Source organism: Maricaulis sp. (genome assembly GCF_017642925.1).
Taxonomy (GTDB): Bacteria; Pseudomonadota; Alphaproteobacteria; order Caulobacterales; family Maricaulaceae; genus Maricaulis.
In genome coordinates, this window is the sequence record NZ_JAEPOL010000012.1 from 67,465 (window position 1) to 82,459 (window position 14,995).

Here is a 14,995-nt window from a genome sequence, read left to right on the forward strand (position 1 = left end):
GAGTTACGCATGCCGAAGATCACCTATATCGAGCACAACGGTACCGAGCACGAGATCGACGTTCCCAACGGCCTGTCGGTCATGGAAGGCGCGGTGCGCAACCTTGTCCCCGGTATCGACGCCGATTGCGGCGGTGCCTGCGCCTGCGCGACATGCCACGTCTATGTCGACCCGGCCTGGGCCGACAAGACCGGTTCGCGTGAACCCATGGAAGAGTCGATGCTGGACTTCGCCGAAGACGTCCAGGAGACCTCGCGCCTGTCCTGCCAGATCACGGTGAGCGACGCGCTGGACGGCCTGATCGTCCGGATGCCGGAACACCAGGGCTAGCGCCCGACCCTCGCTGCAAAGCCAAGCTGGACGCTCACACACACCCGGGCCCAGCGCGTCAACTCGTCCGAATGTCCTATTGTTCCTGCGCATGTAGCACGCTAGCCCGAGAGGGCTTCCGGCGGCAACAAGGGGACAGGACATGCGCCGACTGACATCGAGCACTGCACTCGCACTGGCTTTGGGCATGGCGGTCATGGCGCCGGCGCAGGCTCAGACAGACCTCCAGACTTCCGGGACGTCGACCGCCGTTCCTGCCGAGCGATCCGACGAGGATTTGTGGGCGGAGCTGAAGGCGCTGTCGGGCAGCCAGGTCGAGGACCGTCTGTGGGATGCCGCCGAGGCCGCGACGGAACAGGTCTTCGGCACGGCACTGGAACGCGATACCGGCGAAACAATTTTCGAAACCCTGGAAGCCGCAGCCGACGGTGACTGGCGCCATGCCGGCCAGACGGCAGGCCCGGCTTTGCTCTCCGCCTACCTGCCGGGCGTGGGCCAGTATATCGAGCTGATCCAGAGCGCCGCGCAGCAGATCGACCGGGCGACGGACGAATGGTCGCAACAGCTCTACGATCATGTGTCCTACCGCTGGGTGGTGGACGAAGTGAATGCGGAGTATCAGCGGCTTCGCCAGCCTCTGGTCGATCCGCTGGGCGATCCCTTCTACGGCTATGTCAACGACGATACCTACGCCTTCGTGCCGAGCTATGCCCTGCCGGTCGGATCGGATGCCCAGGCCCGGGCCCGGGCGTTCGAGGCCAGCCTTTTCCAGCGCTGGAATTCCCAGCCTTTCATGGATGCCCTGACGGCGACGGACTACACCGCCAATAGCGGCGGTGTGAGCGGCCTCTACACCCAGTCCTACGCGGCGATGGTGAGAGAGGAACTGGGCTACGAGCCCGAACCGCAGCGCCTGTTCAATTATTTCTACCACCATGCCACGCGGCAGAATCTCGAAACCTATGTGGCGCTGCATGAATTCGTCGAAGCCGAGCACATGCGCCGGCGTGCCCGCGAACGGCGACAGGCTGTGATCGATGCCTACCGGGCCGTCCTGGAAGACATGAACCGTCCGCAGCGCTATCTCACGATGGCCTGCGACGCGGCCGCAGCCTTCCAGCCCGGCTTCGACGGTGAGCTGCAGGAGGATGCAGCCAATCGCCAGGTGCGCGAGCTGCGCGAGCAGCTTCGTCAGGTCACGGCCGCAGAAGGGTTTGACCTGGCCTCCTTCGAGCAATCCGTCCGGTCCCGGCTGCCTGACGGGCTCCTGACCGACATCTCGACCCGGTTTTCCACTGCCGACCTGGCAGACCGGCCCGTCGGCACAGTCCATGCAGCCAGTGTCGACATCCTGGTCCCGCCCGACGTGCTGGCGCTGGTCTGGTCGGGCAGCCCGCAATCGATGGGCGGCGCCTGGCGAACGGCCCATGTGGCACTCGGCAAGGCGCTGGCCGACCTGTCGCCCGGCATTCTCGGCGATCATTTCAGCGCCGTGAACCTCATCAGCCGGTACGAGGACGCACAAAGTCCGCTTATCCTTCACATAACGGGCATGGACTTCCAGTACCGCAATCGGGCCGGCTTGCGGGTGCGCTGGTCGGGGACCGGAAAGCTGGGGGTCAGCGCCTGCTTCGAAGGCCGCTTCCTCTTCGAGGATCATATTGTGAGCGAGGAAACCGAGCCCTATTCGCACGGTTCGGACTTCGCCAATGGGGATTCCATTTCCATCGTCGCATCCGACGTCATCCGGCAAGCCCTTGATGAGGCAGCTGTCCGGGTGGGCGCACACTCGGACCCGCGTCTGAACACCTATCTGACGGGAGAAGCGCCGCGCGACCGCCTGACCGGCGCGGCAGCGGAGGAGGCGGCCCGCCGCGATCCGCGACCGGCAAATGTCGCCGCATCGCGTCCGGCCACACCGCGTTCGACGGCCGACAGGATGCGCGAGCTGCAGGAGCTGCGGGATGCCGGCATGATCGACCAGGCTGAGTTCGAACAACTGCGCAGAGAAATTCTGAGCTCACTGGCGAACGGAGACTAGCTAACGCGCCAGGCGTCCTGCTTCCAGCTGCAGGGCCTCGCGGATGGACAGCGGTCCCAGAAGCGCGACTTCATATCCGTCGGCCGCAACCTCGATCGTGGATTCGCGGAAGGTGAAGATAAAGTGCCGCAGCTTGCGGAAGCGCTCGCCGCTGTGCGACGGGCGAATACTGTCCACCTGTCGCAGCGCGTCGATCCAGTCCGACCGGCGCACTTCAAACGCTCCGCAGGGATAAAGCCCCCGGGACGCCAGCGGGTGTCCGGCAAGCGTTTCCTCATCCGGCGGACCGGCCTTATGAGTATGGGGCCGCACGAAGCGAACGGCGGCGACCGGCAGATCGGCGGTGTCGAAACCGACGATGCGGGCCTCTTCCCCGTCCCAGTCCGGATTCGCGTCCGGCATCAGGTAGACGAGACTCACCCCGCCCTCGAGCGCCGCCAGCATCGGATAGGGCGCACCGAAATCGCATTCGGGGATATCGTCGAGCTCGATCAGCCGGGGCGTGCGCCGGAACGGCCACATGCCGCCCGCCTCACACGCGGCCCGACGCCGGACGGCGGGCCAGGTCGAGCTCCGGCGGCACGGCATTGCCATGCGGCTCGGACGGGAAATGACAGGACACTCTGGTACCCTTGCCGGGCTCGGACTGCAGCTCCACCCAGCCGCCGTGCAGCTGGGCAATTTCCTTCACCAGCGACAGGCCGAGGCCGGCGCCGCCACGCTCGCCGCGCGAGAAGCGCTCGAACACGGTTGCCTGCTTTTCCGGCGCAATGCCTTCACCGTCATCGGCAACCCAGAGCGTCAGCTGATCTTCCGAGCGGCGCGCACCGATGGTCACTTCGCCACCGGTCTGGACGTGCCGGATCGCGTTGGACAGGAGGTTCATCGCGACCTGCTTGATACGGTTCCGGTCGGCGCGGATCAGACCGGACGCGCCCTCGACATCGATACCCAGCTTGATCGAGTGATGGTCGGCGCGCGCCTGAATGAGCTCGGCCGCCTCGCGCGCCACATCGGCCACATCGACATCGCCCAGATCCAGCTCAAGCTGGCCGGCATCGATCGCCGCAACATCGAGAATATCGTCGACCAGCTTGGCCAGATGCTCCGCGGCCGTCTGGATCGCCGCCATCGGCTCTTTCTGACGATCGCTCAGCGCCCCGGCAAATCCCTGGGCGAGCATGTCGGCATAGCCGTTGATCGTGGTGAGCGGCGTGCGCAGCTGATAGCTCACATGCTCGACGAACTCGGTCTTGATGCGCTCGGAGGTTTCCAGCGCCTCGGCCCGCTCACGCAGGGCTTCCTCGATGCGCCGGCTGTCGGTGACATCGTCCCAGCAGATCAGCGTCGCACCATCGGGCAGCGGGCGGGTGAGATAGGTCAGCACGCGATCGTCGGACCGGCGCATCTCGCCGGTCACCTGCTTGCGGGCCTGCGGGCTGGGATCGGTGACGCGCGCCTTGATGTCGTTCCAGACGCGGTCGTCGGCGAACAGGGCGGCGCAGGTCTCGGCGACCTGGTCGAATTCCGGCTGACCGTCCAGCTCCTCGGCCTCGAAACCCCAGATATCCTCGAAAGCGTTGTTGTGCAGCTGCAGGCGGCCATTCGCGCCGAACACGGCGACGGCCTCGTGCAGCTTGTCGAGCGTAGCGCGCTGGACATTGATCAGCGTGTTGTAGCGGGCGCGCAGGGCCAGCTCGTCGGTCTTGTCCTCGAAGATCAGCATCAGACCGCCCAGCGGGTGACGCTGCCGCGCGACGCGCAGGGTGCGGCCATCGGGCAGCGGCCAAAGCTCGTCCGGCGTCTCGTCGGTCGGCGGCAGGTCGTAGCGGGCCAGCTCGTCGGTTTTCCAGCCGGAATAGTCCGCCTGTTCGGGCAGCAGACGCTTTTCGCGCATCCGGTCGAGGAACTGGCCATGGCCCGGGCGCTCGTTCAGCCAGGCATCGTCCAGCTTGAACAGGCGCGAGAAGGCCGTGTTGTAGAAGTTGAGGCGCTTGGACCGGTCGAACACCACCACGGCTTCGGCCATGTGGTTGAGCGTTTCGTCGTGGGCCCGGCGGAAGCGCGCCAGATCGGACTTGGCTTCCTCGGCTTCCGTCGAGTCGATCGCGAAGCCGGCGGCTCCGCCCGATACCGGAAAGACAAGGAACTGCATCGAGCGGCGGCGTCCCTCGACAACGACCGTGCGGGTTTCCGACACGGGTTCGCCCTGCTCGGCGGCCTGCACCGCCTGGTCGGACATGCCCGCATCCAGCGCCGTCTGTTTTTGCAGCACGGTATCGAGATCCTTGCCTTCGACGGCAGCGACATAAGCCTGGTTCACCCATTCCAGACGGCCGGACACATTCATCCGCCAGGCCGGAACCGGGGCGCGGCCCAGCATGTCGAGGAAGGCCATCGGGTCTTTCGAAACCAGCCGGCGCGCTTCTTCCATGCGGCCGCGGGCATTGGATTCCTCCAGCCCCCGGATCGTCGCATCGGACAGCCAGACGACCAGCTGGGTTCCCGCGGCGCGGCCATCAGCCTCCAGGAAGCGGCCGGACGGTCCCAGAATGGTCAGCGAGAAGGGCTGGCCCTTCTGCGCAAGCTCGTTGAAGCGCCGGCGCAGCGTGGTTTCGTCACCGCCTGCAGAGCGCGCTTCGTAATCCGCCAGGCCTTCCATCAGGATGCCGGCAGGATTGGGACCATCGGTCGCTTCGGCAAAACGCAGCAAGGAGGCCAGCGCGACGGAGGAACCGAAGATGCGCGGCTGGCCCCAGCCCGTATCGCTTTCGTCGAAGGTGGCATCGTCCCAGACGAGAACCAGGCCGGGATGGGCGCCGAACACACTGTCGGCACGGGCAAGGCGGTCTTCCAGTTCGGCCAGCTTGCGGCGCCAGACCAGCTGGGCCGTGCGGGCACCGGCCGTGAGACGGTACGCCCACAGCCCGACGGCAACGGCGAAAGCCATCGCACCGACGGTGACAATGAGCGTCACGATCTGAAATGTCTGTCCCGTCATCGAGCTGTCCTGGGCGCGGCCCTTTGCCCACCCGTATCGGGTCCGCGCGAATCAGCATGATACCGGGCGCGCGAGTCCGGGGCGATGCCTGAGGCCGCAAAAATAATTAACGCTACAGCCGCACCGACAGGTGTCTAGCGCAGGGCGACCTCACCGGCGCGGAATTCGAACATGACCACGCAATTGTCCAGACGGTCCACACCCGCGTCGAGCGGGCGAAACTGCCAGGCGCGCACGGTCTGCCGGCTCTCCCGGTTGAACGGGCCGTCCGGCACGGCACGCGCGATGCGGACATTGTCGACATCGCCATCGGCCTCGACATCGAACCGCACCACGACCCAGCCCTGCCGCCCCAGCGACCAGGCCCGCACCGGATAGTCCGGGATATCGGCCGAAACAGCCGCCAGCGTGGAACCGCGGCAGTCTTCGGGCCCGATCAGGCGTTCGACATTGGGCGGAACCGGGAATTCGTCGCGCGGGATGAAGGGGCCGCGCGTCGCGCCCGTTCCGGGCAGCGGTATCGCCTGCGGCACGGCCGTGCAGGATGAAAGGACGAACAGGAGAGGGATCAGGATGGCGCGCATGACCGGCAAGCTACCGCTTTATGCGAACCGCTCAAGCCGGTTCCTCACGGCGCTCCCCCGCGAACATTTTGTTAAGCGAGGATTAAGGCGTTCAATTTTCGGCCCCGAACTTGTAGTGTCCCCTGCAATTGGGTGAGGGACGCGCCGATTTGAAACAATCCGGCATGCTGTCCTGTTGTGAGTACCTGGCGTTAGAGGTGCGTTGAGACATGTCCTTGTTACCGACCGCGCATGCCGGGCAGGCCTTTGGTGCCCGCCGGATCGACTTCTTCACGATCTCCGGAGAGGTCAAACAGGCCGACGGCTCGACGGGCCAGTTGCGCGATGACGACGGGATGGATCACGATGTCCGGCTCGCCGAGGCCTCGAATGCCCTGACGCCGGGTGACAGCGCCACCATACTGCGCGTCCAGGCCGGTCCGAACCGCCGGTCGCGCCCGGCTGCATTGATCAATCACACCCGCGAAACCTGGGTCCGCACGACACCGGATGCGACCACCCTGCTGGCCCGCTCCGGCGTGACCCGCGGATTCAACTGGTGGCTTTCAGTACTGCTGCTTGCGCTGACGGCGCTCGCTGCCGTCTGGCCGACGCTGCACGCTTTCCTCACGGAAATGAATGGCGGCATGATGGCCGGCATTCCCGCTTTCAGCATCATGGACGAGGTCCTGGCCTTTGCGCCCGGCCTGGCCGGCTGGCGGCTGGAAGCCTCGCTACCCGCCGGCCTGCTCGACGCGATCGCCAGCCTCGGCTTCGTGCCGATGGACCAGCTGACCGAATGGGGTATCGCACTGGGCGGTAGTGCACTCGCCCTCATCGCCTATCTCGCGCGGTCCTGGCGCCTGCTCTACGTGCCCGCCTTCGCCGCTTTTGCCGTCATGGCCGGTGCAATCTTCGGCGGCGTCGGCGCCACGCTTGCCCTGATCGGCGGCGCCGTCCTGCTCTTCCTCGCGGCCGGCTTCTTCAATCGTGTGCGTGACGCTGGGCGTTTCAATGCGCGCGTCGAACGACTGGCCGGGCATGTCCTGCGCAATCCGCCGCAGGAAAGCGTCCGCGGCAATGATGCCGGCGGTGTCGCCGCTGCGGCGGCCACAGCGGCGGTTGCGGCCACGGCTCTGGCCGATACCGGGGTCGAGGCGGAGGACGATACGGAAGCGGCCGCGGACGACGCAGAAGCGGCTGAACCCGCCGATGACGCGGCAAATGGCGAAGCGGAGGCAGGGCCGGAACTGGAACTACCGCCCACCGCAGCTGACGGCGACCCCAGCCCGACCGCCGAAACCAGCGCCCGCCCCGACGATGCCGGCGAGGCCGAAGCCGTGCATACCGATGATGAGACTGCCGGAGCGGCTGCAGCCGATGCTGAAACGGTCGATCCTTCCGAAAGCACCGGCGATGACGTGGCCGCGGACGCAGAGGCTGTGCCTGTTTCGGTGGACGTGGAAAACGCGCCTGTCACAGCCGAGGCCGAGCCGGAAACCGGCGACGTGACCCTGGCCCCGGTCGAGGCGGTGCTGCCGGCCGAAATCGCTGCGGCGGAGCCGGCTACCGAAGACAGCGCCGAGCCGCAGGCAGAGTCACCTGTCGCGTCGGATGACGACGCCGTCGCCAGCGACGCGGCGCCCGAAACCGAAGAAACCGAACCGCAGGCAGGTGCTGCAGAGACACCTGAACAGTCCGCTGAAACCGCTGAACCGGAAACGGCAGCGGCGGAAACAGCTGAGGCGCCCGAGACCGAAGCGGTTCCGGAACCGGCCGAGGCGTCTCTGGAAGAGGATGACGATCTTCCCAGCCTCGATGCCGTTGCAGCCGCTGCTGCACTGAGCGCAGCGGAGCAGGGCGGGTCCGATGACGAACCCGCCGCGGATGCCGGCGAGGCGGAAGACACCGCAACGGTGGAAGACGAACGCACCATGCCGCTCGCTTCGCCGCCGCCCATGCCGGCTTCAGGCCAGCCATCCGGTCAGGCCGGGACAGCGGACGCCTCCGATGCTGAAGTAACGGTGGCGGACAAAACGGCCGATACCGCGCCTGCAGAACCGGCCGGTCTGCCAGCAACCCCGTCGACCTCGCCCGCACTCGATGAGGTCGAGTCGCGCGTGGCCGCAGCCGTCGAAGCGGCAGGCAGTGCGACACCGGCCGCAGCGGCACCGGTCGACGATCCACTTTTCGACGATGACGGGAATGATCCGATGCTGCCGGCCCGCCAGGCGGGCGATACGGCCCCCGGCACGCCGGACCTGGATGTCGAGCGCAGCGACGCGGACACCAACGCTTCCTGACACCGGCGCCACCGGACACGAAAAGGCCCGCACGATGTGCGGGCCTTTTTCATGCGCTCAGCCTGGCAGAAGCGGCGTCAGTCTTCTTCGTGGAAACCGGCCTCGACCAGCTCGGTCAGGGAGTCCGCCGCCTTCTCCGCGTCGGGACCGGACGTCTCGATGCCGATCTCGGACCCCTTGCCCGCCGCCAGCATCAGCAATTCCATGATGGAGTCGGCATTCACCCGTTCGCCATCGCGCGAGACATGGATCTCGGCGTCGAAGCCCTGCGCCATCTCGACGAATTTGGCAGCGGCTCGCGCATGCAGGCCGCGGGCATTGCGGATCACGGCCCGCCGGGCAATCTGGGTCACTTGCCGGCCCCTTCCAGCACGTTCGAGGCGATCGCGATATAGCGCTTGCCGGCGTCCTCGCCCATACGGGCCAGACTGTCCAGATCGGCCCGCGAACGGGCCTCGGCGAGCTTGATCAGCATCGGCAGGTTGACCCCGGCAATGACCTCGACCTTGCCCGGATCCAGCAGCGAGATGGCGAGATTGGACGGAGTGCCGCCGAACATGTCCGTCAGCACGAGCACGCCTTCACCGCGATCCGCGTCGGCAATGGCCTCGCGAATGTCGGCACGGCGCTTTTCCATGTCGTCATCCGGTCCGATGCAGACAGCCAGAAGCGCATCCATGGGGCCCACCACGTGCTCTGTGGCGGCCACGAATTCATCAGCCAGACGGCCGTGAGAGACTACGACGACTCCGATCATGACGGATATCTAACCGTGCCTTGGAACGGCGGGAAAGCGTCTTTTTGCAACGGTCGGATCAATTTGTCAGTCGGCAGTGGCTGCGGGAAGCTCCACGGTGAAGCGTGCACCGGCGACCCCGCCCCCCTCGGCCTTGCGGTTCGAGGCCGTGATCCGGCCGCCATGCGCCTCGACGATCTGGCGTGCAATCGCCAGACCCAGGCCGGAGTGCGTGCCGAACGCCGCGCCGCGCGGGCGCTCGGTGTAGAAGCGCTGGAAGACGGTCTCCAGATTGGCCTCGGGAATGCCCGGCCCCTCATCATCGACCTGCACCAGAAGGCTGGGCCGGCCATTGCGATGCCCCCGCACCAGCCGCACCCACACCTTGCCGCCCTCGGGACTGAAGGTCATCGCATTGTCGAGCAGATTGCGGAAAACCTGGCCCAGCGGTCCGTCTCGGCCCAGAACCATCCCGTTGCGCACCTTGCGCTCGATCACGATCTCGGCGCGCCGCCCGTCCATCGCGTTATAGGTGTCCGCCAGCTCGGACAGCAGGCCGGCCAGATCGAACCGCCCGACATCCTCGCGCGCCAGTTCCGCATCGACGCGCGAGGCCCGCGAGATATCCGAAATCAACCGGTCCAGCCGCCGCACATCGGCGAGGATAACGGCGAGAAGCTTGTCGCGGCGTTCCGCATCGCGCGCATTGGGCAGGACTTCCGCAGCCGAGCGGATCGAAGTCAGCGGGTTTTTCAGCTCGTGCGACACGTCGGCGGCAAAACTCTCGATCGCGTCGAGCCGGTCGTAGAGCGCCTCGGTCATCTCGGAAAGGGCAACACCAAGCTCGCCGATCTCGTCATTGCGCGAGCGCAGGTCGGGCATTTTCACCCGGCGTCCGCCGGCCCGCCGGGCCTCGCGCGCGGCGCGGGCCAGGCGCCGCACGGGCCGGGCGATGAAGACCGTCAGCGCCAGCGAGGACATCGTCGTCACCAGGGCGGCAATCAGCACGAAGGGCAGGAGCGCACGCCGTTCCGCCTCGATCAGGCGGTCAAGATCATAGCTCTCGATGGTCACCACACCGACGACCGCGCGCACAGGCTGGATCGGGATCGACACCGACACGACGCGGCGGCCATCGGCTTCACGCCGTACGCCGGCGACGATCTCGCCATTGATGACCTGGCGCACCTCGTCGCCCAGATCGCGGTCGAGCGCAGCTCGCTCCTCGGGCGAGCGCAGCAGGTTGGACACCGTATCGAGGATGCGGCTGGGCAGGCTGCGCGCCGTATTGGCGAGGTCGGGACGCGGCTGGCCGGGCGGCGGCAGCACGGTTTCCTCGAACACATCGGCCAGCAGATGGCTGTCGGCAACGATCTGCCCGCCCTTGTCGAAAACGAGCACGCGCGACTCTTCGGGCACGTAGAGCTGACGCAGGATCGCCCGCGCATCGTCATTGCGCAGCACGGGCGCGGGCGCCCCGTCGGACGCACCCTCGGCGAGGACATTGGCGATCAGCTCACCCTGTGCCCGCAGCGAATCCAGCTTGGCGTTGACCAGGCCGCGGCGGGTCTCGGTCAGCGCCAGCATGCCGGCGACCAGTACCCCCAGCGCCACGAAATTGGCGACAAGGATCAGCTGGGCCAGCCGCGAGCTGGGACGCGGCGTCAGATTGCGCAGGACCGTGCCGGCCCGGCGCAATCCGCTTCGCCAGGATGCCGTGTCAGTCTTCCTTATAGCGGTAACCCACCCCGTAGAGGGTCTCGATGGCGTCGAAGGACTTGTCGACTTCGCGGAATTTCTTGCGGATGCGCTTGATATGGCTGTCGATCGTCCGGTCATCGACATAGACCTGATCGTCATAGGCCGCGTCCATCAGATTGTCGCGGCTCTTCACATAGCCCGGGCGCGTCGCCAGGGCCTGCAGGATCAGGAATTCGGTGACCGTCAGACGCACCGGCTCGCCGCCCCAGGAACAAGCGTGGCGATTGGGGTCGAGCACCAGGCTGCCGCGTTCCAGCGGCTTGCTGTCACCCGGTTCCAGCGGACCACTGCCGACCGGCGCATCCTGTGCCCGGGCCCGGCGCAGCACCGCCTTGACCCGTTCGCCCAGGAGGCGCTGGGAGAAAGGCTTGGTGATGTAGTCGTCGGCGCCGAGATTGAGCCCCAGAGCCTCGTCGAACTCGTCATCCTTGGAGGTCAGGAAAATGACCGGGATGTTCGAGGACTGGCGCAGGCGGCGCAGAAGTTCCAGCCCGTCCATACGCGGCATCTTGATATCGAAAATACCCAGATCCGGCGGATCCTCGGCCAAAGCGGTCAGTGCCGACGCACCGTCATTATAGGTGCGCACGTGATAGCCCTCGCCTTCGAGGAAGATGGAAACCGACGTGATGATGTTTTCGTCGTCGTCGACCAGTGCAATCGTAGCCATGCTGTCTCCGGGCTCGGTTATGTCCAGGCCGCCATGGAAACCTGAATTTGTGGCGACAATAGACACGCACTGCACATCGCGCCAAGCATCGAGCGCCAATTATCCCCATGGTTCACCGGGCTTTAAGTCTCTTGCGACAGTATTCCGCCGTTAAAAGGGGCTGGGTACATGCCGGGCGACATCCACTACGAGGTTTTCTTCAAGAAGAACCGGAAGGCCGGCTGGGCCCTGGCCGAGGCGCATGACAGCCGCGACGCTGCCCTCAAGCTTGCCCATGCCTTGCTGGCCAAGAACAAGGATGGTTCTGCCCGGGTGAGCAAGGAAACCTTCTGCCAGGACGCCCGCAAATTCCGTTCGGTGACAGTGTTTGAGGGCGGGGCAGAGACCTACGGCGCCATTGAAGAAAAAACCAATGAAGCACAATTGCCGTGCCTGACGCCGGACGATCTGTCCAAGCCGCACGCCCGGCACACGATCAAGCGGGTGCTGACCGGCTGGCTGGAACGCATGCAGGCCCTGCCCATGGAGCTCCTGCACCGCGCCGATCTCGTGGAAAGCCTGGAAGCCTCGGGCACCGAGCTGCAACATGCGGTGCAGAAAGTGGCAGTCGCCAGCGCCCGCGACCAGGACGCCAATGTCCAGACCCTGGTCAAACAGCTCAACGAGCTGGTGCAGAAGGCGCTGGGCCGCATCTACAAGGATGCCCGTGACGCCAAGCTGCCGGAATACCCCAAAAAGGCGAAATTCGCCGACATTGCGAACGGCATTTTCGCCGGCGACAAGCGCGCCTACACGCTGCGCGCCGCGATGGCCGACCGCCTGCGCCACGAGCGCAAGTATGGCGACAAGCTGGAAGCCCTGCTCGACATGGCCGACACCTTGCCCGAGGCCGAGGATGCACGCGCCTTCGCCCTGGGCGAGGTGGACAGCTATGTCTCGGAAGTCATCAGCTTTGACGCCGGACGCGAAGCCCTGCTGGGCAAGTGCAAGGATCTCGGCGAGACCATCGAGCGGCTGACCTGCCTGTTCGACGGTGACGGCAAGGCGGATGCGCTGCGCATGGCGCCGAACTGTGCCCGCCGTCTGGCGAAATGGACCCATTCACGCGAATTCGACAGTTGCCGCGCGGTGATCGCGCAATGCCTGCTCAAGGAGCTGGAACGCCCGGCCCGCCTGCGCCCGACGAGCGTGCGCGAAGAAGTCCGCCTGGCACGCGATCTGGCGAGCCGCCTGGTGATTTCCTCGGACTCGCTGCTGCCGGCCGACGGCCTGATCAAGACGTTCGCGGCGCGCTCGGCCCGCCTCCTGCAGCCGGAGGTGATCGACGAACTGCTCAAGCACTCGGCCGATATCGACGAAGAGGTCAGCCGCCTGCTCATGCTCGAGGAAAACCTCGTCGGCGAAGCCAACAAGAGCAAGCTGGCCGGCTATGTCCGGGCAACCATCGGTTCGTCCGAGGCCGACGGCTATTATATCCGCGGTGGCGCTCAGCCGCTGGAACGGCTGGCGCGCCTGGCCGCGCACCAGAAAAAAGTGCTCAAGGGAACCTATCCCAAGGATGCCAAGCAGGAATTGTCGGCGAAGTTCGACGAACTCGGCGTCAAGATCATCGACCAGAGCAAGATCCTCAACATGGTCGAAGCCGGTGATCGTCCGGCTCTCGACAAGGCGTCGGCCCTGCTGCGTCTGGCAACCGGCGGCGCCCTGCCGCTCGGCCGGTGCTCCACCGATGCGCAGGCCCGCGCGCTGCGCCAGATCAAGTCGGCCGCCGGGCTGAGCGAAGCCCAGACCGAAGACGGCCGCCCCAAGCTGAAGGCGATCCACGGCCTGTTGCAGCAACTCGCCTCCCAGGCCGACAAGGCGGCCTGACACGAACCCGCTTCCAATAGGCGGTATGCCCACCTAAAGTGAGCGCATGATCTGGCGTTCGCTCCTTCTTGTCCTTGCAGGCCTTGCCGCCGGTGCCGCGCTCGCGGTGTTTCTGGTCTTCGGTCTGCTCGAGATCGGAGGCACGCGCGTCGGCCCCTGGGCGACCAACCCGCTGATCGGCGCCAGCGATGCCGGACCGGCAACCCGCGCCATCGTCGCGCGCCGTGGCCTGCTCGCCCTCAACCGGTCCGAGGCGGTCTACTTCATGGCATTCGAAGACAGTGACGGCCGGACCCTGCGCGAGACCTGCGAGTACCGCGTCAGCGGCGGCGCCCTGCCGACACGCTGGTGGAGTCTCACCCTGTACGGCGAGGATAACTTCCTGCCGGTCAATGGCGACGAGGCCCATGCCCTGACCCGGACCGATCTGGGCGAAACAGACTGGACCTTCATCGCCGGCCCGCAGCGCCCGGACGGCGCGCCCTGGTTGTCGACCCGCCGGTCCGGCGCCTTCTCGATCACGCTGCGTCTCTATCATCCCGACCCGGTGGTTCTCGAAGCGCCTGAAACGCTCGACCTGCCGGAGATCGAGCGGCTCGGCTGCGGGGAGGCAAGCTGATGCGCTGGCTTCTTCCGCTCGGCCTCTTTGTCGTCGCCGCGATTGCCGGTTTCTGGCTGGCGCTGAACGCCATTCCCGGCGTGATCATGGGCAAGGCGATGGACCGGATCGGTGCACTGGGCAGCGAGGCGGGCGATGTCCGTCATGCACCGCGCCTGCGCGAGGACAACCAGACCATCGTCCGCGCCAGTCCGGACATGCTCTACTCTGTGTGCGTCTATGACGTTTCGGAAGAGCCGGTGGCCGTCGAGGCACCCTGGCCGGCCGACGGCAACTATGCCTCGGTGAGCTTCTATGATGCCCGGACCAATAATTTCGCCGTTTTCAGCGACCGGAATGGCGATGCCTCGCCTGTCGGGATCGTGCTGACCGGCAACGCCCTCGAGCGCGACGCACCTGCTGGCGCCCACACGATTGTGGCCCCCACCCCTCGTGGCCTCATTCTCTACCGCCGCGTCATCGATGCGGACACGGATATGACCGCCGCCGAGACGGAACGCCGGGGCTTCACCTGCGCCCGCCTGTCCGATGAGTAACTTGCCCTCGCGGCAGGAGCGGTGAAACTCTGCCGCGTCAATCCGGGGAGGTTTCATGAAACATCTGATCCGCGCGGCTTTCGCCGCGAGCACCGCCGCCATCGTCATTGCACCGGCCCAGGCCGATGACCGTGCCGACGTGGAGGCCACCGTTCAGGCGGTGTATGACGTGATTTCAGGTCCTGTCGGCCAGTCGCGCGATTTCGACGCCATGCGTGAGCTGTACCTGCCCGGCGCTGCCATGGGCGCTGTTTCACCGGGCGAGGACGGGCAGGGCCGCGGCCGTGTCATCACGCTGGACGACTATATCGAGCGCTCCGGCCCCTGGCTGGTGGAGAACGGTTTCACCGAACGTCCCACGCGCACCGAGACCACAATCTATGGCGAACTGGCCTATGTGCGCTCGGCCTATGAGGGCGTGAACGGTGTAACCGGCGAAGTCTTCGTGACCGGGGTGAATTTCATCACCCTGTTCAAGATCGAGGGTGAATGGAAGATCGCCTCCATCCTCTGGCGCTCCGCCGACGAGGACTGGCCGGTCGAGGCGGCCTTCGACTAGGCGCCTG

At 66.1% G+C, this 14,995-nt stretch carries 14 protein-coding genes; 7 read left to right on the forward strand and 7 right to left on the reverse strand.

The features are described 5' to 3' along the window. Positions 1 to 9: 9 nt before the first annotated feature. The gene (locus tag JJ918_RS11185; protein ID WP_291887135.1) at positions 10 to 330 is read left to right on the forward strand and encodes a 2Fe-2S iron-sulfur cluster-binding protein; all 321 of its coding nucleotides are present in this window, start codon (positions 10 to 12) and stop codon (positions 328 to 330) included. Positions 331 to 472: 142 nt separating this feature from the next. Continuing rightward, complete coding sequence (locus JJ918_RS11190; protein WP_291887137.1) at positions 473 to 2,371, forward strand: SHOCT domain-containing protein; 1,899 nt, start codon at positions 473 to 475, stop codon at positions 2,369 to 2,371. Here the strand turns inward: JJ918_RS11190 and JJ918_RS11195 are convergent, their stop codons facing one another. The 3 genes from JJ918_RS11195 to JJ918_RS11205 form a co-directional block, all read right to left on the reverse strand. After that, positions 2,372 to 2,893 carry a hypothetical protein gene (locus JJ918_RS11195; RefSeq protein WP_291887139.1) on the reverse strand — a complete coding sequence of 174 codons (522 nt, stop codon included), beginning with the start codon at positions 2,891 to 2,893 and terminating at the stop codon, positions 2,372 to 2,374. A 10-nt stretch (positions 2,894 to 2,903) separates the two neighbouring features. Then, a complete protein-coding gene (locus JJ918_RS11200) occupies positions 2,904 to 5,372 on the reverse strand; it encodes a PAS domain-containing sensor histidine kinase (protein WP_291887142.1) in 2,469 nt (822 codons plus the stop codon). 134 nt (positions 5,373 to 5,506) lie between these two features. Further along, a complete protein-coding gene (locus tag JJ918_RS11205; RefSeq protein WP_291887144.1) occupies positions 5,507 to 5,956 on the reverse strand; it encodes a TonB family protein in 450 nt (149 codons plus the stop codon). Positions 5,957 to 6,165: 209 nt separating this feature from the next. Here JJ918_RS11205 and JJ918_RS11210 point away from each other — a divergent pair, with 209 nt between their 5' ends. Then, a complete protein-coding gene (locus JJ918_RS11210; RefSeq protein WP_291887147.1) occupies positions 6,166 to 8,238 on the forward strand; it encodes a hypothetical protein in 2,073 nt (690 codons plus the stop codon). Positions 8,239 to 8,315: 77 nt separating this feature from the next. Here the strand turns inward: JJ918_RS11210 and JJ918_RS11215 are convergent, their stop codons facing one another. The 4 genes from JJ918_RS11215 to JJ918_RS11230 all read right to left on the reverse strand — a co-directional run bounded on the left by JJ918_RS11215 (position 8,316) and on the right by JJ918_RS11230 (position 11,405). Further along, a complete protein-coding gene (locus JJ918_RS11215) occupies positions 8,316 to 8,591 on the reverse strand; it encodes an HPr family phosphocarrier protein (RefSeq protein WP_271187485.1) in 276 nt (91 codons plus the stop codon). Beyond that, positions 8,588 to 8,995, reverse strand: coding sequence for a PTS sugar transporter subunit IIA (locus tag JJ918_RS11220; RefSeq protein WP_271187484.1), 408 nt, complete (start codon positions 8,993 to 8,995; stop codon positions 8,588 to 8,590). The genes JJ918_RS11215 and JJ918_RS11220 overlap by 4 nt, the downstream gene beginning before the upstream one ends. Positions 8,996 to 9,061: 66 nt before the next feature. Continuing rightward, the gene (locus JJ918_RS11225; protein WP_291887157.1) at positions 9,062 to 10,672 is read right to left on the reverse strand and encodes a stimulus-sensing domain-containing protein; all 1,611 of its coding nucleotides are present in this window, start codon (positions 10,670 to 10,672) and stop codon (positions 9,062 to 9,064) included. A gap of 22 nt (positions 10,673 to 10,694) precedes the next feature. Further along, positions 10,695 to 11,405 (reverse strand): response regulator transcription factor, encoded by a 711-nt coding sequence (locus JJ918_RS11230; RefSeq protein ID WP_291887160.1) that lies wholly within the window; start codon positions 11,403 to 11,405, stop codon positions 10,695 to 10,697. Positions 11,406 to 11,573: 168 nt separating this feature from the next. Here JJ918_RS11230 and JJ918_RS11235 point away from each other — a divergent pair, with 168 nt between their 5' ends. From JJ918_RS11235 to JJ918_RS11250, 4 genes are read left to right on the forward strand one after another with little or no spacing between them, the layout of a single operon-like run. After that, positions 11,574 to 13,274: a hypothetical protein gene (locus tag JJ918_RS11235; RefSeq protein ID WP_291887162.1), complete on the forward strand. Its 1,701-nt coding sequence runs from the start codon at positions 11,574 to 11,576 to the stop codon at positions 13,272 to 13,274. 46 nt (positions 13,275 to 13,320) lie between these two features. Next, on the forward strand, positions 13,321 to 13,893 hold the full coding sequence (locus JJ918_RS11240; RefSeq protein ID WP_291887164.1) for a DUF1214 domain-containing protein: 573 nt from the start codon (positions 13,321 to 13,323) through the stop codon (positions 13,891 to 13,893). Then, positions 13,893 to 14,429 carry a DUF1254 domain-containing protein gene (locus tag JJ918_RS11245; RefSeq protein ID WP_291887167.1) on the forward strand — a complete coding sequence of 179 codons (537 nt, stop codon included), beginning with the start codon at positions 13,893 to 13,895 and terminating at the stop codon, positions 14,427 to 14,429. The genes JJ918_RS11240 and JJ918_RS11245 overlap by 1 nt, the downstream gene beginning before the upstream one ends. Before the next feature lie 55 nt (positions 14,430 to 14,484). Further along, positions 14,485 to 14,988 (forward strand): hypothetical protein, encoded by a 504-nt coding sequence (locus tag JJ918_RS11250; RefSeq protein WP_291887170.1) that lies wholly within the window; start codon positions 14,485 to 14,487, stop codon positions 14,986 to 14,988. The last annotated feature ends 7 nt before the right edge of the window (positions 14,989 to 14,995 follow it).